At 62.4% G+C, this 20,446-nt stretch carries 16 protein-coding genes; 12 read left to right on the top strand and 4 right to left on the bottom strand.

Annotation, left to right across the window (positions count from 1 at the left end; genetic code table 11):
* Positions 1–76 precede the first annotated feature (76 nt).
* The 9 genes from betA to yccS all read left to right on the top strand — a co-directional run bounded on the left by betA (position 77) and on the right by yccS (position 13,433).
* A complete protein-coding gene (betA, locus tag HBO11_RS15850; protein ID WP_169953663.1) occupies positions 77–1,777 on the top strand; it encodes a choline dehydrogenase in 1,701 nt (566 codons plus the stop codon).
* A gap of 246 nt (positions 1,778–2,023) precedes the next feature.
* Positions 2,024–2,719 carry an RraA family protein gene (locus HBO11_RS15845; protein WP_029297314.1) on the top strand — a complete coding sequence of 232 codons (696 nt, stop codon included), beginning with the start codon at positions 2,024–2,026 and terminating at the stop codon, positions 2,717–2,719.
* Between the two features lie 127 nt (positions 2,720–2,846).
* Positions 2,847–4,289 carry a TldD/PmbA family protein gene (locus HBO11_RS15840; RefSeq protein WP_169953661.1) on the top strand — a complete coding sequence of 481 codons (1,443 nt, stop codon included), beginning with the start codon at positions 2,847–2,849 and terminating at the stop codon, positions 4,287–4,289.
* Positions 4,289–5,605 (top strand): TldD/PmbA family protein, encoded by a 1,317-nt coding sequence (locus HBO11_RS15835; RefSeq protein ID WP_169953659.1) that lies wholly within the window; start codon positions 4,289–4,291, stop codon positions 5,603–5,605. The genes HBO11_RS15840 and HBO11_RS15835 overlap by 1 nt, the downstream gene beginning before the upstream one ends.
* Positions 5,606–5,861: 256 nt before the next feature.
* Positions 5,862–6,752: an alpha/beta hydrolase gene (locus tag HBO11_RS15830; RefSeq protein WP_169953657.1), complete on the top strand. Its 891-nt coding sequence runs from the start codon at positions 5,862–5,864 to the stop codon at positions 6,750–6,752.
* 36 nt (positions 6,753–6,788) lie between these two features.
* Positions 6,789–8,216, top strand: coding sequence for a multidrug transporter subunit MdtD (gene mdtD, locus HBO11_RS15825; RefSeq protein WP_169953655.1), 1,428 nt, complete (start codon positions 6,789–6,791; stop codon positions 8,214–8,216).
* Between the two features lie 130 nt (positions 8,217–8,346).
* A complete protein-coding gene (dbpA, locus tag HBO11_RS15820; protein WP_232545553.1) occupies positions 8,347–9,684 on the top strand; it encodes an ATP-dependent RNA helicase DbpA in 1,338 nt (445 codons plus the stop codon).
* 163 nt (positions 9,685–9,847) lie between these two features.
* A complete protein-coding gene (locus HBO11_RS15815) occupies positions 9,848–11,026 on the top strand; it encodes an NAD(P)/FAD-dependent oxidoreductase (protein WP_169953653.1) in 1,179 nt (392 codons plus the stop codon).
* A gap of 223 nt (positions 11,027–11,249) precedes the next feature.
* Positions 11,250–13,433 carry a YccS family putative transporter gene (gene yccS / locus HBO11_RS15810; RefSeq protein ID WP_169953651.1) on the top strand — a complete coding sequence of 728 codons (2,184 nt, stop codon included), beginning with the start codon at positions 11,250–11,252 and terminating at the stop codon, positions 13,431–13,433.
* Between the two features lie 87 nt (positions 13,434–13,520).
* Here the strand turns inward: yccS and HBO11_RS15805 are convergent, their stop codons facing one another.
* On the bottom strand, positions 13,521–14,258 hold the full coding sequence (locus tag HBO11_RS15805; protein ID WP_169953649.1) for a transporter substrate-binding domain-containing protein: 738 nt from the start codon (positions 14,256–14,258) through the stop codon (positions 13,521–13,523).
* A gap of 255 nt (positions 14,259–14,513) precedes the next feature.
* Between HBO11_RS15805 and HBO11_RS15800 the strand changes: the two genes are divergently transcribed.
* Positions 14,514–14,966, top strand: coding sequence for a GNAT family N-acetyltransferase (locus tag HBO11_RS15800; protein ID WP_169953647.1), 453 nt, complete (start codon positions 14,514–14,516; stop codon positions 14,964–14,966).
* A 96-nt stretch (positions 14,967–15,062) separates the two neighbouring features.
* On the opposite strand, the gene HBO11_RS15795 is transcribed toward HBO11_RS15800, so the two are convergent.
* Genes HBO11_RS15795 through HBO11_RS15785 form a run of 3 tightly spaced genes read right to left on the bottom strand, consistent with a single transcriptional unit; the run spans position 15,063 to position 18,046 of the window.
* Positions 15,063–15,359: a winged helix-turn-helix domain-containing protein gene (locus HBO11_RS15795; protein WP_169953646.1), complete on the bottom strand. Its 297-nt coding sequence runs from the start codon at positions 15,357–15,359 to the stop codon at positions 15,063–15,065.
* Positions 15,360–15,376: 17 nt separating this feature from the next.
* Positions 15,377–15,883: a M48 family metallopeptidase gene (locus HBO11_RS15790; protein ID WP_169953644.1), complete on the bottom strand. Its 507-nt coding sequence runs from the start codon at positions 15,881–15,883 to the stop codon at positions 15,377–15,379.
* Positions 15,884–15,925: 42 nt separating this feature from the next.
* Positions 15,926–18,046: an EAL domain-containing protein gene (locus HBO11_RS15785; protein ID WP_169953642.1), complete on the bottom strand. Its 2,121-nt coding sequence runs from the start codon at positions 18,044–18,046 to the stop codon at positions 15,926–15,928.
* A gap of 319 nt (positions 18,047–18,365) precedes the next feature.
* Here HBO11_RS15785 and HBO11_RS15780 point away from each other — a divergent pair, with 319 nt between their 5' ends.
* Together HBO11_RS15780 and alr are read left to right on the top strand one after the other, a co-directional pair.
* Entirely contained in the window at positions 18,366–19,031 is a 666-nt protein-coding gene (locus tag HBO11_RS15780) for a polysaccharide lyase family 7 protein (protein ID WP_169953640.1), read from the top strand.
* A gap of 131 nt (positions 19,032–19,162) precedes the next feature.
* Positions 19,163–20,392 (top strand): alanine racemase, encoded by a 1,230-nt coding sequence (gene alr, locus HBO11_RS15775; RefSeq protein ID WP_169953638.1) that lies wholly within the window; start codon positions 19,163–19,165, stop codon positions 20,390–20,392.
* Positions 20,393–20,446 lie beyond the last annotated feature (54 nt).

Genomic DNA, 20,446 nt, shown 5'->3' with positions numbered 1-20,446 from the left:
CCTGTAGGAGCCGGCTTGCCGGCGATCGAGGGCAACGCCCTCGCCTGACCTGACCATCTCCAAAGAGGGTGCATTTATGTCCCAAGAATACGACTACATCATTGTGGGTGCCGGTTCCGCCGGTAACACCCTGGCGACCCGTCTGACCGAAGACGAAGGCGTCACCGTCCTGCTGCTGGAAGCCGGCGGCCCGGACTACCGTTTCGATTTCCGTACCCAGATGCCCGCCGCCCTGGCGTTCCCGCTGCAAGGCCGCCGCTACAACTGGGCCTATGAAACCGATCCAGAGCCACACATGGACGGCCGCCGCATGGAATGTGGGCGCGGCAAGGGCCTGGGTGGCTCGTCGCTGATCAACGGCATGTGCTACATCCGTGGCAACGCCATGGACTACGACAACTGGTCGAAGCTGCCAGGCCTGGAAGACTGGAGCTACCTCGACTGCCTGCCGTATTTCCGCAAGGCCGAAACCCGCGACATCGGCCCTAACGACTACCACGGTGGCGAAGGTCCGGTCAGCGTGACCACGCCTAAAGCCGGGAATAACCCGCTGTTCCACGCCATGGTTGAAGCCGGCGTGCAGGCCGGTTACCCGCGTACCGAGGACTTGAACGGCTACCAGCAAGAAGGCTTCGGCCCGATGGACCGTACCGTGACGCCCAAAGGCCGTCGCGCCAGTACCGCCCGTGGCTACCTGGACACCGCCAAGAAACGTTCGACCCTGACCATCGTCACCCATGCCCTGACCGACAAAGTGTTGTTCGAAGGCAAGCGTGCGGTCGGCGTGCGTTACCTGATCGGCGCCGCCGAAGAACGTGTTGAAGCCCGCGCGCGCAAGGAAGTGCTGGTGTGCAGCGGCGCCATCGCTTCGCCGCAATTGCTGCAACGCTCCGGTGTAGGCCCGGCCAAACTCCTGGAAAGCCTCGACATCCCGGTGGTCCACGACCTGCCAGGCGTCGGTGAAAACCTGCAGGACCACCTGGAGCTGTATCTGCAATACGCCTGCACCCAGCCGGTCTCGCTGTACCCGTCGCTGCTCTGGTACAACCAGCCGGCCATTGGTGCCGAATGGCTGTTCAACGGCACCGGCATCGGCGCCAGCAACCAGTTCGAGGCGGGCGGTTTTATCCGTACCCGTGAAGAATTCGAATGGCCGAACATCCAGTACCACTTCCTGCCGGTCGCGATTAACTACAACGGCAGCAACGGTGTGAAAGAGCACGGTTTCCAGGCGCACATGGGCTCCATGCGTTCGCCGAGCCGTGGCCGTGTGCAAGTGAAGTCGAAGAACCCACGGGACTACCCGAGCATCCTCTTCAACTACATGGCCACCGAGCAGGACTGGCAAGAGTTTCGCGATGGCATCCGCCTGACCCGTGAAATCATGCAGCAGCCGGCACTGGACGCGTACCGTGGCCGCGAGATCAGCCCGGGCATCGACGTGCAAACCGACGAGCAACTGGACAAGTTCATCCGCGAACACGCCGAAACCGCGTTCCACCCCTCCTGCTCGTGCAAGATGGGCACCGACGAAATGGCTGTGGTCGATGGCGAAGGCCGCGTGCATGGCATGCAGGGCCTGCGGGTGGTCGATGCGTCGATCATGCCGATCATCACCACCGGCAACCTGAACGCGCCAACCATCATGATCGCCGAGAAAATCGCCGACAAGATGCGTGGCCGCCAGTTGCCGCGCAGCACCGCGGACTACTACGTGGCCGGCGATGCGCCAGTGCGTGGCAAGCCGTTGCGTGAAGTGGGTCCGACCGCGCAGTAACTGTTACACCGCGGTGCTCTTATCGCGGGCAAGCCAGCTCCCACATTTGAATGTATTCACCCGTCAAAATGTGGGAGGGGGCTTGCTCCCGATGAGGCCCGACCAGCCAACACACATCTTCCCAGACTCCTCCTACACAGCCCCGCCCTTGATCCCACCCCCCGCGCCGGCCTAATCTAGTCCCTCGCGCAAACGTTTCACCTTCCTACCGACACGCCGGCTTCTGCCTGGCCACGAGGCTTTCTCATGTTTGATGTCGTTTCTTCGAGCAAATGGCCTACCGGCTTCCTGATCAATCCAAACGTTGAACCGCTGGACCCGAAATGGCTGAAGGAATTCAGCAAGATTCCGGCCGCGGCCGTCAGCGACTGCCTGGGCCGTAACGTCGGTGGCCTGGGCCTGAAGGCCTTCCACGGCAATGCACCGATGCTCGGCAGCGCGCTGACCGTGCGAGTGCGCCCCGGTGACAACCTGATGATTCTCAAAGCCATGCAAATGGCCCGCCCGGGCGATGTGCTGGTGATCGACGGCAGCGCCGACCTGACCCGTGCGGTGTTCGGCGGCATCATGCGCGCCATGGCCCTGAAGGCCGGCATTGTCGGGGTGGTGATCAACGGCGCCCTGCGTGACCTCGACGAATGGCAGACCGGCGAACTGCCAGCCTACGCCATCGGCGGCGTGCATCGTGGCCCGAGCACTGACGGCGGCGGCGAGATCAACGTGCCGATCTCCTGCGCTGGCATGCTGGTAGCGCCTGGCGACCTGATGATCGGCGACGGCGACGGCGTGGTCGCCGCCTCGCGCAGCGAACTGCCGGAATTGCTGGTGCGCTGCCATGACCTGCTGGCCCGCGAGAAAGCCACACTGGCCGCCATCGAAGCCGGCACCCTGGACCCTGATCGCTTTGACGCGATTTTGCGCGCCAAGGGTTGCCCGGTCTAAAGCCAAGGCAAAAGCATCGCAGGCAAGCCAGCTCCCACATTTTGATTTGTGAACACATTCAAAAGGTGGGAGCTGGCTTGCCTGCGATGGGGCCCTCAAAGCCATCACCGCCCACAAGGAAGGCCCCATGTTCGACAAACACCCGCAACTCAAACAACATTTCGCCGCCCTGCGCACCCGCGCCGAGTTCTTTTCCCTGCGCTACGTGCGCGAGTCTGGCCAGTACCTGTCGGTGCGCAAGAACGTTGCCGAACCGCCACACCTGAGCCGCGACGAAGGCGCCATGCTCACCGTGCGCCTCAACGGGGTCGAAGCCTACGCGGCCACGAATGATATTTCCCTGACCGGCCTGCAAGCCGCCCTCGAGCGTGCCGAGCAGCAAGCCCGGCGGATCAGGCCCCACGCCCTGCTCGACCTGCGCGACCAGCCGGTGTCCAGCGACGTCGCCGACTATCTGTCGCCAGAACTCGAGCAACCCTTCCCGTCCCTGAGCGACTGCTACCAACTGCTCGGCGCCGAATCGGCCGCCGTGCCCAAGGACGAGCGCCTGGTGAACTGGGAGGTCAGCCTGGGCACCACCCGCGTTGAACAGATTTACCTCAACAGCGCCGGCGCCGAGTTGCGCCAGGCCCAGCGCTTTGTGTTCCCCGGCGTCAACGTGACCGCCTACGACGGCAACGACAGCCAGACCCGCACCCTGGGTGGCAGCAACTTTGGCCAGCAAGGTGGCTTTGATGTGATCAGCCGCTTCGGCCTGATAGGTGCTGCACCCCGAATTGCCGACGAGGCCCTGCAACTGCTGCTGGCCCCCAACACGCCCCAAGGCCCGCGCGATCTGCTGCTGATGCCCGACCAGATGATCCTGCAGATCCACGAGTCCATCGGCCACCCGCTGGAGCTGGACCGCATTCTCGGCGACGAGCGCAATTACGCCGGCACCAGCTTCGTCAAGGCCAGCGACTTCGGGCACCTGCAATACGGCTCCAACCTGCTGAACGTGACCTTTGACCCCGACATTCCCGAGCAACTGGCCAGCTACGCCCATGACGATGACGGCACGCCCGCCAACAAGCAGTTCCTGATCCGTAACGGCCTGCTGCTCAAGCCCCTGGGCGGGGCGCTGTCGCAATACCGCTCGGGCATGGGCGGCGTGGCCAACAGCCGCGCCAGCAGTTGGAACCGCGCGCCCATCGACCGCATGGCCAACCTCAATATCGAGGCCGGCGACCAGAGCCTGGGGCAACTGATCGGCGGCATCGAGCACGGCATCCTGATGTCGACCAACCGTTCCTGGTCCATCGATGATGCGCGCAACAAGTTCCAGTTCGGCTGCGAATGGGGCCAGTTGATCGAGAATGGCGAACTCAAGGGCGTGGTGAAGAACCCCAACTACCGGGCGATTTCCGCGCAGTTCTGGCGCAAGCTCAGCGCCGTGGGCGATGCCAGTACCTTCAGGGTGCTGGGCACGCCCAACTGTGGCAAGGGCGAGCCGAACCAGGTGATCCGCGTCGGCCATGCGTCGCCGGCGTGTGTCTTCAGTGATGTGGATGTGTTTGGGGGAGACGCCTGATGAAGGCTTTCAAGGACCTGGTGGAGTGGCTCAAGCGGGCCATCACCGAAGGGGAACAGTTTCATCTGGACTACGCGGCGGAGTCGTCCGAATTCGTGCGTTTCAACCACGCCAAGGTGCGCCAGGCCGGCCAGGTACAGCAGGCCAGTGTCAACCTCAAGCTGATCAACGATGGCCGGCACGCCGACCTCGGTATCACCCTGGCCGGAGACCCCGAGGTGGACCGCCAGCGCCTGGCCGAGGGCCTGCAGCAACTGCGCGAAACCTTGCCCTTGCTGCCCAAGGATCCTTACCTGCTGCTCAATCACACGGCCTGGCAAAACAGCAGCGAGCAGGCTCAGGCGCTGCCGGACCTCGATCAGGTCCTGGGCGAAATCAGCCAGGGCGCCCAAGGTTTCGACCTGGTCGGCATTTATGCCGCCGGGCCGATCAGCCGTGGGTTCGCCAGCTCGTCGGGGGCTTTTGGCTGGCATCAGGCCAATAGTTTCAACTTTGACTTCAGCCTGTTCCATGCCAATGGCGAGGCGGTCAAGGCCAGCTACGCCGGCGATGCCTGGGACAGCGCGGCCTTTGCCCAGCGCTTGCAGCAAGCCCGCGAACAACTGGAGTTCCTTGGCCGGCCCTTGCACACCCTGGCGCCCGGTCAATACCGCGCGTACCTGGCACCGGCGGCCATGGAAGAAATCATCGGCATGCTCGCCTGGGGTGGTTTTTCTGCGCAGGCCATCGCCAGCAAGGGCAGCCCGTTGCAGCGCCTGTATGCCGGCGACCAGGCACTGAGCCCGCTGGTGGGCATGAGCGAACAGATCACGGCCTCCCTGAGCCCGGCGTTCTCCCGTGACGGCTACCCGCGCAGCGACGTGACCTTGATCGCCAATGGCCAGGCGCAAGGGCAACTGGTCAACTCGCGCAGCGCCGCCGAATACGGCTTGAGCACCAACGGCGCCAGCGCCGATGAGTCCCCCAGCGCCTTGCAGATGGCCGCCGGCAGCCTGGCCCAGGCCGATATCCTCAAGCAACTGGGCACCGGCCTGTACATCAGCAACCTGTGGTACCTGAACTACTCCGACCAACCGGCGGCGCGCCTGACGGGCATGACCCGCTTCGCCACGTTCTGGGTGCAAGACGGTGAGATCAAGGCGCCGGTCAGCACCATGCGTTTTGACGATAGCGTCTACCAACTGCTGGGCTCACAGTTGGAAGCGCTGACTGCCGAGCGCGAGTTGTTGCTGTCGGCCAGCACCTATGGCGAGCGTAATACCTCGTCCAACCTGCTGCCCGGCGCGCTGGTAAAACGTCTGACCCTGACCTTGTAAACGCCCGGCTTGGCGGCGATGGCGGCCAGACGATCGCCGTCAGGCTCCCGGGCCTGATCGCCGGCAAGCCGGCTCCTACAGGGGAATGCCCTGGGTTCTGATGAACCGTCCCTTGCCGCACCCCGTTGGTTGGCGGGCTGTTGTCGACACTCCAAAACCTCGTTATAACGGTTGGTGGCATCCCGCCACCTTTCAACCCGCTTGCGCGCAAGCGATGCATGACCTCGCCCGGGATAGGGCGAGCCGGAGCGTTGACATGTACCAAGGAAGTTTTGTCATTGATAAGTTGTTCAAGCACTACAACGTTCACGTAGAGCAACTGGGTAACGATCCGCAACGCAAGACCGTGCTGTTGGTCAACGGCGCGCTGTCCACCACCCGCTCATTCGCCCGCACCAGCAAGTGCCTGGCCGAGCATTTCAATGTGTTGATGTTCGACTTGCCGTTTTCCGGTTATTCGCGCCCCCACAACACCGATCTGGACCTGGTGACCAAGGACGACGAAGTCGAGATCCTGCGGGCGCTGGTGGAGCGTTTCCAGGTCAACCACCTGGTGTCGGCCTCCTGGGGTGGCATCTCGACCCTGCTGACCCTGGCGCGCAACCCGCCTTCTATCGAAAGCTCGGTGGTGATGGCCCTGGCGCCCAATCTCAACCAGGCGATGCTCGAATACGTGGAGCGCGTGCGGGTGCTGATCGAGGCCGATGACAAGTCCGCCGTCGGCCACCTGCTCAATGAAACAGTCGGCAAATTCCTCTCCAGCCGGCTCAAGCGCAATAACCATCGGCACCTGTCGACCATGGCCACCACCGAATACCGCCAGGCGCGCTTTCATATTCATCAGGTGCTGGCCCTGGGCGATGGCAACTACCTGCCGCAATTGCGCCAGATCGAAACCCCGGTGCATTTTCTCAACGGCACCCTGGACGAATACACCCCGGCCAATGAAGCCCAACTGTTCAAGCAGTACGTGGGCCGCAGCAGCTTCGCCAGCGCCGAGCACACCGGCCATTTGCTCGACCTGGAGTCGCGGGAGGCGGCGCTGGCGGTGCACCGGGCGTTGATCGATTTCCTGGTGGGTAAAGACGTTCCCCTGTCAGATATAGACGAACCGCCAGTGGGAAAACCGGCGGAGGTTAGCGCATAATCGGCAACACATAGCCTGCTAACAAAAAGGGATCCCATGCCCAATCGTGTCGTGCTCGATGCCAAGACTGCCCGCTGGTTGCCCTGGGTGGTCGCGATTGCCTTCTTCATGCAGTCGCTCGACGGCACGATTCTCAACACGGCACTGCCCGCCATGGCCGAGGATCTGGCGGAAAACCCGCTGCGCATGCAGGGCGTGATCATCGCCTACATGCTCACCGTGGCCCTGCTGATCCCGGCCTCGGGCTGGATCGCCGACCGTTTCGGTACCAAGAAGATTTTCTTTGGCGCGATCATGCTGTTCAGCATCGGCTCGCTGCTGTGCGCCCTGTCCAGCAGCCTGACCATGCTGGTGGGCGCGCGGGTGATCCAGGGCCTGGGCGGTGCGCTGATGCTGCCGGTCGGCCGGCTGGTGGTGCTGCGCGCCTACCCGCGCTCGGAGCTGGTGCGGATCATGGGCTTTATCACCATCCCCGGCCTGCTCGGCCCCTTGCTCGGCCCGACCATGGGCGGCTGGATGGTGCAATACCTGACCTGGCACTGGATCTTCCTGATCAACCTGCCGGTGGGCATGATCGGCTGCTACGCCGTGTGGAAGTTCATCCCCGACCTGCGCGGCAGCGAGCGAACACGCTTCGACAGCCTGGGCTTTTTGCTGTTTGGCGCGGCGATGGTGCTGATCACCATTGCCATGGAAGGCCTGGGTGAGCTGCACTTGCCGCATTTGCGCGTGATGTTGCTGCTGTTCGGCGGCATGGCGTGCCTGGCGGCCTACTGGCTGCGCGCCGGGCATATCGAAAACCCACTGTTCTCGCCGGTGCTGTTCAAGACCCGGACCTTTGCCGTGGGCATTCTCGGCAACCTGTTCGCGCGCCTGGGCAGCGGCGCCCTGCCGTTTCTCGTACCGCTGTTGTTGCAGATCGCCCTGGGCTATTCGCCGTCCCAGGCGGGGATGAGCATGTTGCCCCTGGCGGCGGCGGCCATGCTCGCCAAGTCCATCGCCCGGCCGCTGATCGAACGCCTGGGCTATCGCATCGTGCTCACCGGCAACACCCTGGCGCTGGGGATCATGCTGGCGAGCATGGGCCTGGTCAGCGAGCAGACGCCGTACCCGCTGCTGCTGGCAATGCTCGCAGTGCTGGGGGCGATCAACTCCCTGCAATTTACCGCGATGAACACCGTGACCCTGATCGACCTCGACGACGCCCAGGCCAGCAGCGGCAACAGCCTGCTGTCAGTGGTGGCGCAACTGGCCCTGAGCCTGGGGGTGGCCTGTGCCGGTGCCCTGCTTGGCGGGTTTACTGCCGAAGCCGGTAACGATGGGGTCAACACCGTACTTGAGGCATTCCAGTTGACGTTCCTCACCGTGGGCATCATGGCGATGCTGGCGGCGGCGATCTTCCTGCAATTGTCGCCAAAAGACGGCAAACGGGTGGTCAGCCGCGAGCACGACATTGAGCATTAAGCAGCGACTCGTCTAGAACTTGCAGGGAAATTCCCACGGGGCTGGTACACTGCGCGACATTTTGTTTTGCAGAGCCAGTCCCGTGACCACCATCGCCACCGCTTTTAATACTTTGCCGCTCTCCGCCGCCATGCTGGCTAACCTCGACTCGCTGGGTTATGCCGAGATGACGCAGATCCAGGCGCAAAGCTTGCCGGTGATCCTCAAGGGGCTGGACCTGATCGCCCAGGCCAAGACCGGCAGCGGCAAGACCGCTGCCTTTGGTATCGGCCTGCTGAACCCGATCAACCCGCGCTACTTCGGTTGCCAGGCCCTGGTGATGTGCCCGACCCGCGAGCTGGCAGACCAGGTGGCCAAGGAAATCCGTCGCCTGGCCCGCGCCGAAGACAACATCAAGGTGCTGACCCTGTGCGGCGGCGTCTCCCTCGGCCCGCAGATCGCCTCCCTGGAACATGGCGCCCACGTCATCGTCGGCACCCCGGGCCGCATCCAGCAACACCTGCGCAAGGGTTCGCTGGTGCTGGACGGCTTGAACACGCTGATCCTCGATGAAGCCGACCGCATGCTCGACATGGGTTTCTACGACGCCATCGAAGACATCATCAGCAAGACCCCGGCCCGTCGCCAGACCCTGCTGTTCTCGGCCACCTACCCGGTGAGCATCAAGCAACTGGCCTCCAAATTCATGCGCGCTCCGCAGCAGGTCAAGGCCGAAGCGTTCCACTCCGATGAGCAGATCGAGCAGCGTTTCTACGAAATCTCCCCGGAAGAACGCATGGACGCGGTGACCAAGGTGCTGTCGCACTTCCGTCCGGCCTCATGCGTTGCCTTCTGCTTTACCAAGCAGCAAGTGCAGGAAACCGTGGATCACCTGACCGCCAAGGGCATTTCTGCGGTCGGCCTGCATGGCGACCTGGAACAGCGCGACCGTGACCAGGTGCTGGCGATGTTCGCCAACCGCAGCACTTCGGTACTGGTGGCCACCGACGTGGCGGCCCGTGGCCTGGACATCGACTCGCTGGACATGGTGATCAACGTCGAACTGGCCCGCGATTCGGAAATCCACATCCACCGCGTCGGCCGTACCGGTCGTGCCGGTGAGACCGGGATCGCCATCAGCCTGGTGGCGCCGTCCGAGGCGCACCGCGCCCAGGCCATCGAACTGCTGCAAAAGGCCCCGCTGAACTGGGACCAACTGAGCAACCTCAAGTCCCAGGGCGGCGCGCCGCTGCTGCCGGTGATGAGCACGTTGTGCATTGCTGCCGGCCGTAAAGACAAGGTTCGCCCAGGCGACATCCTTGGCGCGCTGACCGGTGAAGCCGGGATTCCGGGCGCCCAGGTCGGCAAGATCGCGATCTTTGACTTCCAGGCCTATGTGGCAGTGGAACGCAGCGTCGCCAAGCAGGCGTTGCAGCGCTTGAACGACGGCAAGATCAAGGGCCGTTCGTTGCGCGTACGGATCCTGTAAGCACACCGCGTTCCTGTTGAAGGAACCGAATCAATGTGGGAGCCGGGCTTGCCCGCGATGCAGGCGACTCGGTCTGACAGATTGACCGAGTTGATGCCATCGCAGGCAAGCCAGCTCCCACAGTTGATTGCATTTCAAATCAGGTTTTTGTGAGGACATTGCTGTGCGCTCGACCGAAGTTGTGATCATTGGCGCTGGCGCCGCAGGCTTGATGTGCGCGCTGACCGCCGCCGGGCGTGGGCGCAAGGTGATGCTGATCGACCATGCGAACAAGGCCGGCAAGAAGATCCTGATGTCCGGCGGTGGCCGCTGTAACTTCACCAACATGTACACCGAGCCGGCCAACTTCCTCTCGCACAATGCGCACTTCTGCAAATCCGCCCTGGCCCGCTACACCCAGTGGGATTTCATCGCCTTGGTGGCCAAGCATGGCGTGCCGTACCACGAGAAAAAACTCGGTCAGCTGTTCTGCGATAACAAATCCAGCGACATCCTCGGCATGCTGCTCGACGAATGCATCCAGACCGGCGTGAGCCTGCACCTGGACACCTCGATCCAGGAGATCGCCAGGCTCGACAGCGGCTACCAACTGCAAACCACCCTCGGCGAGTTGCGCTGCGAATCCCTAGTGATTGCCACCGGCGGCCTGTCGATTCCGACCCTGGGCGCCACCGGCTTTGGTTATCAGGTTGCCAGGCAGTTCGGTCATGAACTGCTGCCAACCCGCGCAGGCCTGGTGCCGTTTACCATCACCGATCAGCTCAAGGAGCTGTGTGGCGAGCTGTCCGGCACCTCGGTCGATTGCCTGGTCAGCTGCAACGAGCAGAGCTTTCGCGAGAACATTCTGTTTACCCATCGCGGCCTGAGCGGGCCGGCGATTTTGCAGATTTCCTCGTACTGGGAGCCCGGCGACACGGTTGAGATCAACCTGCTGCCCGACCACGACGCCCACGCCTGGCTGCAACAGCAACAGGCCGAGCGCCCCAACAGCGAGCTCAAGACCCTGCTGGGCGAGATCTTCACCAAGAAGATGGCCAACCTGCTGGCCGAGACGTGGTTTGTGTCCAAGCCGATGAAGCAGTACACCCACGCCGAGCTCGCGGACATCGCCACGCGGCTGGGCTGCTGGCAATTGGTCCCGGCCGGCACCGAAGGCTACCGCACCGCCGAAGTCACCCTGGGCGGGGTGGATACGCGGGAAGTGTCGTCCAAGACCATGGAATCGCTGAAAAGCCCCGGCCTGTATTTTATCGGCGAAGTGCTGGACGTGACCGGGCACCTGGGCGGCTTCAACTTCCAGTGGGCCTGGGCTTCGGGGTATGCGGCGGCGCAGTACGCCTGAACCAAGGATGTACTCGATCAAACTGTAGGAGCCGGTTTGCCGGCGATAGCGGTGTATCAGTGCCCCATTTGCCGGTTGACCCACCGCTATCGCCGGCAAGCCAGCTCCTACAGTTGATTGCGGTGCCTGGGATATTTTTTGCTTATGAATGTGATCGCCACGCTTGCCGTGGCGTCATTACTGGCTCAATTTAGCGGCATCGTCCCGGAAGACCCCAGACTTCATGTCCTCGACCTCGTTCAAGCAGTCCATGCGGCGCCTTTGGGCACTGGATAAGTTCAGTTACAGCGTACGGGTGTTTATCGCCCTCACCGGCAGCATGGCGCTGTGCTGGTATCAGGATGAAATGTCGCTGCTGATCCCGCTGTTCCTGGGGATTATCGCCAGCGCCCTGGCCGAGACCGATGACAGCTGGCAGGGCCGCCTCAATGCGCTGGCGGTAACGCTGGTGTGTTTCAGCGTGGCGGCGCTGTCGGTGGAGTTGCTGTTTCCCTACCCGTGGATTTTTGCCATCGCCATCGCCCTGGCGAGTTTCTGCCTGACCATGCTCGGCGCGTTGGGCGAGCGTTATGGGGCGATAGCCTCGGCCACCTTGATCCTGTCGGTCTACACCATGATCGGCGTGGACCAGCGCGGCGGTGCCGTCACAGACTTCTGGCACGAGCCTTTGCTGCTGGTGGCCGGTGCCGCCTGGTACGGCGCACTGTCGGTGCTGTGGCAGGCAATGTTTTCCAACCAGCCGGTGCAACAGAGCCTGGCCCGGCTGTTTCGCGAGCTGGGGCGTTACCTCAAGCTCAAGTCATCGTTGTTCGAGCCTATTCGCCAGCTGGACGTAGAAGCGCGGCGCCTGGAGCTGGCGCAACAAAATGGCCGGGTGGTGGCGGCGCTCAATGCGGCCAAGGAAATCATCCTGCACCGTGTCGGCAATGGCCGGCCGGGGTCCAAGGTCAGTCGCTACCTCAAGCTGTACTTCCTGGCCCAGGACATCCACGAGCGCGCCAGCTCCTCCCACTACCCCTACAACGCCCTGGCCGAGGCGTTCTTCCACAGCGATGTGCTGTTCCGCTGCCAGCGCCTGCTGCGCCAGCAAGGCAAGGCCTGCCAGGCCCTCGCCGAGTCGATCCAGTTGCGCCAGCCATTCGTCTACGACGACAGCTTCGCCGAGGCCCTGGGCGACCTGAACGCCTCCCTCGAACACCTGCGCATCCAGAGCAACCCGGCCTGGCGCGGGCTGCTGCGTTCGTTGCGCGCGCTGGCGGCCAACCTGTCGACCCTCGACCGCCTGCTCAGTGACGCCAGCAACCCCGACAGCCTGGCAGATGCCAGCGACAGCAGCCTGCTGGACCGTTCGCCGCGCAACCTCAAGGAAATGTGGACGCGCCTGCGTACCCAACTAACCCCGACTTCGCTGCTGTTCCGTCACGCCCTGCGCCTGCCGCTGGCGCTGAGTGTCGGCTACGGCATGGTGCATTTGATCCACCCGTCCCAGGGCTACTGGATCATCCTCACCACCCTGTTTGTCTGCCAGCCCAACTACGGCGCCACGCGGCGCAAGCTCGGCCAGCGGATCGTCGGCACAGCCATCGGCCTGACAGTGGCCTGGGCGCTGTTCGATCTGTTCCCCAGCCCCCTGGTGCAATCGATGTTCGCCATCGCCGCCGGGCTGGTGTTCTTTATCAACCGCACCACCCGCTACACCCTGGCCACCGCGGCCATTACCCTGATGGTGCTGTTCTGCTTCAACCAGGTGGGCGATGGCTACGGGCTGTTCCTGCCGCGCTTGTTCGATACCCTGCTTGGCAGCCTGATCGCCGGGCTGGCGGTGTTCCTGTTCCTGCCGGACTGGCAAGGCCGGCGCCTGAACAAAGTGCTGGCCAACACCCTGACCTGCAACAGCATCTACCTGCGCCAGATCATGCAGCAATATGCCGCCGGCAAGAGCGACGACCTGGCCTACCGCCTGGCCCGGCGCAATGCACACAACGCCGACGCCGCGCTGTCCACCACCCTGGCCAATATGCTGATGGAGCCTGGGCATTTCCGTAAGGAAGCCGACGTGGGCTTCCGCTTCCTGGTGCTGTCCCACACCTTGCTCAGTTACCTCTCGGGGCTTGGCGCGCACCGCGATACCCAACTGCCAGCAGACGTGCGCGAGCACCTGATCGAAGGCGCGGGCAAGACCCTCGCCACGAGCATCGATGAAATCGCCACGGGGCTGGCGAACAAGCAGCCGATCGCGGTGCAAAGCGATGCCGAGGAAGCGCTGGCGGTGGAGCTGGAGCAGATGCCGGATGAGATCGACGAAGCACAACGCCTGGTACAGACACAGTTGGGGTTGATCTGTCGGCAGTTGGGGCCGCTGCGTACCTTGGCGGCGCATTTGATCAAGGAAACCAGTGCGGCTTAGGCCGTCATCGCAGGTGAGCCAGCGCCTACCTTTGAAATGCATTCCCATGTGGGAGCTGGCTTGCCTGCGATGAGGCCCTGAAGACCACTACATCCCATGCTGTTTGAGCAGTCGCGCATAACTGCCATCAACTTTCATCCGGGCAATCTCCCGATCAAACCCGGCAACAATCTGCTCATGCCTGGGGTTTTTCAGGCTGACCAGAATATGCAGGCTGTTCTCACTCAAGGGCTTAGGCAAAAACTCCACCGCACTGCGCACCCTGGGTGATTCCCGCGCCAGGTAAAAGCGCGCGACATATTCGTCCTCGACCGTCAGCCGCACCCGCCGGGCCGCGAGCATGCGCACGGCCATGGCGAAGTTATGCACCGGGACTTTTTGCAGTTGGGGATCGGCATCGAACTCGGCCGAATAGGCGTAGCCGCGTACCACGGCGACGGGATAGTCGTGCAGTTGCTGCAGGTTCTGGAACTCGATGGAATCGTCGCGGCGCTTGATAAAACGCACGCGGTTGAGCAGGTACTCGGCGGAAAACTGCCCCAACTGCGTGCGCGCCTCGTCGTACCAGGCATTGATCAGTACGTCATAACGCCCGTCGCCTACACCCATCAGCGCCCGCGCCCAAGGCACCTGCTCGAAATCACTGGCATAGCCGGCACGCGCCAGGGCAGTGCTGACGATATCGGTGGCCAGGCCTCCATTGACCAGGGTCGCATCGGTAAACGGCGGCCACGCATCCGCCACCAGGCGCAAGCGTTCCGCGGCCACCGTGGGGGCCAGCAACAGCAATACGATCAAAGCAACGGCACGAGACAATCGCAGCATGCTTAATGTCCTTGCACAGCGGGCAGTTCCTTGCGGGCGATGACGCCTGGCGGGAATCCTTCCAGGTTCTGACTTTAGCTTATCGCTCGCGGTGTACCGCAGATTACACAAAGAACCCGGCCGCGAAAGCACTCAATGATGGCAAATTGACGCCACTCACAAAAAACGTGGTTTTGCAGGTGTTTGCACCACCGCCCAAGACAGTCGCCGGTCAGGGCATTACTATCCAGGCAGGTCTTTATGCGAGATGGAACGATGACTGTCGATTGGGTTTGCAAGCACCACAATGATCTGGGCAAGGAACAGCTCTACGCCATTTTGCGTCTGCGGGCAGCGGTGTTTGTGGTCGAGCAGAAATGCGTCTACCAGGATATCGATGACCAGGATCTGGAGGGCGATACCCACCACCTGATGGCCTGGCAGGACAATCAACTGGTGGCCTACCTGCGCCTGCTCGACCCGGAGCTGCACGGCGGCGACGTGGTGATCGGCCGCGTGCTGGTGGCCGAGGCGGCACGGGGTACCGGCCTGGGGCACGAGATGCTGGAGGAAACCCTCAAGCAGATCGACGATATCTGGCCGCAGACGCCGATCTTTCTCTCAGCCCAGGCGCATTTGCAGGGGTACTACGCAAGATACGGGTTCAAGGTCGAGGGGGAGGAATACCTGGAGGATGAAATTCCGCATATTGGGATGCGGCGCGCCTGAGGACGCCATCGCGGGCAAGCCCGCTCCCACAGGTTGATTGCGATCAAATGTGGGAGCGGGCTTGCCCGCGATAGCGCCAGGCCTGCCAACCCAACTTCAGGGATAACCCAACACCTGCTTGACCTGCACCAGGTTGCGCTCGATCCAGCCGCGGTCAATCGCCCCCCAGTCGCGAATCCGATAGTGCCCGGCATGATTGCGGGCGCCCTCTTCCTGCTCGAACTCACAGACGATATCCAGGTCCGCCAACGCGGCGATGGTGTCCTGCGCCGTGCGCCGGGGCATGCCGGTCACCTCGGTCAGCGCCGGGACGCTGCTGGCCAATTGGCTATCGATCAGGTACGCCACATACAGGCGGCGGTAGAAACTGCTCTTGGTCTTGCTGACATCCATGCTCGCTTCCTCTCGATTCAATCCCGCGCCGCGCCTTGCAAGTCGCGATAGGTCAGGTACACCCGCAGGTCGAATTCCACCTGGTGGTAGCCGGGCAACATGTATTCGCAAAGTTTATAGAACGCCTTGTTGTGGTCCGATTCCTTGAAGTGCGCCAGTTCGTGGACAACGATCATCTTCAGGAACTGCGGCGCCGCGTCCTTGAACAACGCGGCGATGCGGATCTCTTTCTTGGCCTTGAGATTGCCGCCCTGCACCCGCGAGATCGTGGTGTGCAGGCCCAGGGCGCGGTGGGTCAGGTCCAGGCGGTTGTCGAACAGCACTTTGTCGATGGCCGGCGCGTTGCGCAGGTGCTCCTGCTTCAGGGCCAGGGCGTAGCTGTACAACGCCTTGTCACTTTGCACCCCATGACGCTCGGGGTAGCGCTGTTGCAGGTAGTCGCCCAGTTGATCCTTGGCGATCATTTGGCGCACTTGCTCTTGCAGGGCGGCGGGATAGGCCTGGAGGTATTTCAACGCAGTCATGGGTTCGAACGGCAGGGGCGTGAGGCCGCCAGTGTAGCGAATTCAGCAAGGGCCTGCCCGTAGCGCGAAAAGCTGCGGCCACTGGCAAATATCCTCAGCCGTCAGGGGCGGGGCCACCAGCGGTCCCTGGATAAACTGGCAGCCATTGGCCTGCAGCCAGTGGCATTGCTCAAGGGTTTCCACACCTTCGGCGATCACCAGCAAGCCGAAGTGCCCGCACAGCTCGATAATGCTGCGGGCCAGCGCCGCCTCCCGCGGCGAGCCGAGCACGCGGGCGACCAGGCCGGGGTCGAGCTTGAGCGTGTCGAACTCCAGGTCACGCAGATGCGCCAGGGAGCAGTTGCCCGAGCCAAAGTCATCCAAGGCTATGCGCACGCCCAGGCGCCGTAGCTGCTTGAGCTGCTTGATGGACTCTTCAATGTTGTGCATCAGGCTTTCTTCGGCGATTTCCACTTCCAGTTGTCGCCCGTGCAGCCCATGTCGCTCCAGTGCCTGCTGCAGTTGAGCCACCAGGTTGGGCATATTGAACTGGCTGCTGCTCAGGCTCACGCTGAGCACCCAGTCGTCACGCATGACTGGGGCCCAGGCCTGTCGCGCCAATGCCACCTGGTGGTAGATCCAACTGCTGAGCTGGCTAATCAACCGCGCCTCTTCCAGCAAGGGCAGGAACAACCCGGGCGGCACATCGCCAACACTGGGGTGCTGCCAGCGCAACAAGGCTTCGACCCCGCGCAAGTGCCCGTCCACCAGGGACACTTGGGGCTGGTACACCAACGTCACCTGCTTGTTGTCGATGGCCTCGCGCACACTGCTTTCTAGCATCAGGCGCGAGCGGGCCCGGCCGTTCATTTCCTGATCGTAATAGCGATATTGCTGACGCCCTGCCCGCTTGGCTTCGTACATGGCGATGTCGGCGGCGCGCAGCAGGCCAGTGAGATCGCGCCCGCAATCGGGGAAAGTGGCAATGCCGATACTGACCCCCAGCATCACTTCCAGACCGTCTACCTGCTGGCAGATCGACACTCGCTCGATCAGTTGTTCGGCGAGCTTGGCGGCCTGCTCCGGGTATTGCAGTTCCAGCAACGCGACAAACTCATCCCCCCCAAGGCGGCCAAGAATGTCACAACTGCGCAGGCACAGCTCCAACTGCTCCGAGACCCAGCGCAGCACCCGGTCGCCGGCGTCGTGCCCCACGGAATCATTGACCCGCTTGAAGCCATCCAGGTCCATGTACAGCAGCACCGTGGCCAGCTCGCTGCGCTCGTTGCGCAGCAGGATCGTCTCCACGGTCTGGTAAAAACCCCGCCGGTTGAGCAGACCGGTGAGGGGGTCGGTGACGGCCTGGGACTCCAATTGCTGATGCAGGTGCCGTACTTGCGACATGTCCTGCACAGTCACCACCATGGCCTTCTGCTCGCGGGGCAAGGGCGCACAGGACATCGCCACCGGCAGTTGCTGGCCGGGCGCGGTACGCAGGATCGCATCGTGCAGGCGCCAGGTTTCGCCGCGCAGGTAGCCGGCGTAAAGCTCGCAGCCGAACCAGTCGGGCATATGGGGTTTTTGCAGGTAGCCGAGGAACGCCCGGCCTTGCAGTTCATCCACCGTGGCATTGAGCAATCGCGAAATAGCCGGGTTGGCGTAGCTGATCACCCCGTCTTCGCCCACCACCAGGATGCCCTCGGCGGCGTTGTCGAGCACCGAGGCATTGAAGGCACGAGCCAGTTCCAGGTCATGACTCAAGCGCTGCAAGGCCCGTCGGTTGCGCTGATGCTCCAGCAGGGCCTGGACCTTGGGCTTGAGGATCTGCGGGTCGAATGGCTTGAACAGGTAGTCGATGGCACCGCTGGCATAGCCTTCCAGCACGGCGGCGGGCGATTGCTCATTGGCACTCAAGAAAATGATCGGAGTCATGCGGGTGCGCTGGCTGCCGCGCATCAAGCGCGCCACTTCGAAGCCGTCCATGCCCGGCATTCGCACATCCAGCAGCACCAGGTCGACGTCACGTTCGAGCAGCAGCCCCAGGGCTTCCTCGCCGGAAGCCGCCGTCACCACCTGCCAGTCGTCGCGCTGCAGGAGCGCGCGCATGCTGATCAGGTTTTCCGGGTAGTCATCGACCACCAGGAGCACTGAACAGCCGTCGGCCGGGGTTGGAACGGATTCCATGCTGCATCTCTTCCTTGAGGGTTAATTCCGGTCATTTTTGCGACAAAACCGGACACTTAATGTGGAGTCACTCTAGCCCTGGATCCAATAAAGCAGAAGGCGCGACGATGCCATCATTGCGCCAAAAGGCCACACAACCGACTAACGGTCAGCGCCTACAGCCCACGGACTACGGGAAAGATGGCTTTTTGACAGACTATTGACGCCAATAAACCGCCTAAAACTTGTTAACAAACAGTTACCAGCCGCTTATAAAGAACGCGCCAATCCACGGGCCAAAGCCTTTTGACCCTTCTTTCGTACAGTAAAGGCGCACCCCATGATTGATCTGTCCACCTGGAACCTGAGCATCCCTGTTGGCACCCCGCCAGCCACCATCGACACCCCCAAGCTGCTCAGTGGTTTCAAAGGCAAATACTTCCAGGCCGAAGGCAGCAGCGTGCAATTCTGGTCCCCGGTGACCGGTACCCGTACCGAAAACGCCATCTACCCGCGCAGCGAACTGCGCGAAACCTATGCCGACGGCCGGCTGCGCAACTGGACCTATCCCGAAGCCGACAATTACCTGCGCGCCACCCTGGCCATCAACCAGGTGCCCTCTTCGGGCAAGATCGTGATCGGCCAGATTCACGCCTATGACAGCCAGAAACCGCTGGTCAAAGTCGAATACCAGTACAAGGAAAAAACCCAGACCGGCAACATCGTCGCCAAGGTGCGCATGCGCCCGGACGACAGCAAGGGCCGGGTAATTATCGTGGCCGAGAATGTGCCCCAGGGGCGCAACTTCACCTACGTCATTCACCTGAACAAGGCTGGCTTGTTGAGCATCGAGGCCGCCAACGGCCAATGGAACGAACGCCTCGGCGCGGCCTGGGGCAAAAAGCCGTTGTACTTCAAGGCCGGTGTGTACGTGCAAGACAACAGTGGCGACAGCAAAGAGGGCGGCAAAGTGACGTTTGCCAAGCTGGATATCGATCACAACTGACAGTCTGATCATTCTCACGACGCTTTAGGACAGAACCGCGACCCTGGGTCTCGACTTTCTTGTAGGACAATTCGAGTATGGCGCCGCGCACGCGCAATGCTTACCTATAAGAAAGTCATGGAGACTCATCAATGCCCTTCACTCGCACCCTACTCGCCCTGTCCATGGGCATGGTTCTGCTGCAAAACCCGGCCTTCGCGGCCCCGCCGTTGTCGATGACCGACGGGGTGGCCCAGGTCAATATCCAGGACAGCAACGCCTGGGTTGAGATCAGCAAAGCCGCGTTTGAACACAACATCCGCACCCTGCAAACCAGCCTCGCCGACAAGTCGAAAATCTGCGCCGTGCTCAAGGCCGACGCCTACGGCCACGGCATTGGCCTGCTGATGCCATCGGTGATCAAGCTCGGCGTGCCTTGCGTGGGCGTGGCCAGCAATGAAGAAGCCCGCGTGGTACGCGAAAGCGGCTTCAAGGGCCAACTGATCCGCGTGCGCACCGCCGCCCTGAGCGAACTGGAAGCGGCGCTGCCATACAACGTCGAAGAGCTGGTGGGCAACCTCGACTTCGCCGTGCGCGCCAGCCTGATCGCCGAGCATCACGGCCGCCCGCTGGTTGTGCACCTGGGCCTGAACTCCAGTGGCATGAGCCGCAACGGCGTGGAAATGACCACCGCCCAGGGCCGCCGCGACGCCGTAGCCATCACCAAGGTGCCAAACCTGGAGGTGAAGGCGATCATGACCCACTTCGCCGTCGAAGACGCCGCCGACGTACGCGCCGGCCTCAAGGCCTTCAACGAGCAGGCCAACTGGCTGATCAACGTCGCCCAACTGGACCGCAGCAAAATCACCCTGCACGCCGCCAACTCCTTCGCCACCCTGGAAGTGCCCGAGTCCCGCCTGGACATGGTGCGCCCTGGCGGCCTGCTGTTCGGCGACACCGTGCCGTCGTTTACCGAATACAAGCGGGTGATGCAGTTCAAGTCCCACGTGGCCTCGGTCAACAGCTACCCCAAGGGCAACACCGTCGGCTATGACCGCACCTACACCCTGGCGCGTGATTCGAAACTGGCAAACATCACCGTGGGCTATTCCGACGGCTATCGCCGGGCGTTCACCAACAAAGGCATCGTGCTGATCAATGGCCATCGCGTGCCGGTGGTGGGCAAGGTGTCAATGAACACGCTGATGGTGGATGTGACGGACGTGCCGACCGTGAAGAGCGGCGATGAGGTGGTGTTGTTTGGCAAGCAGGGGAATGTGCAGACGACCCAGGCGGAGGTAGAGGATATTAACGGGGCGTTGTTGGCGGACCTTTATACGGTGTGGGGTAATTCCAATCCCAAGGTTCTGGTCGATCAATAAACTACAGCAACCCTGTGGGTTGATACTTTCAAATCCTGCCCACAAAAAACCCGC

The sequence above is a fragment of the Pseudomonas sp. WS 5010 genome (assembly GCF_012985565.1).
Classification (GTDB): domain Bacteria; phylum Pseudomonadota; class Gammaproteobacteria; order Pseudomonadales; family Pseudomonadaceae; genus Aquipseudomonas.
The sequence above is the reverse complement of the archived record's forward strand: the minus strand, read 5'-3'. Positions and strand labels throughout refer to the sequence as shown.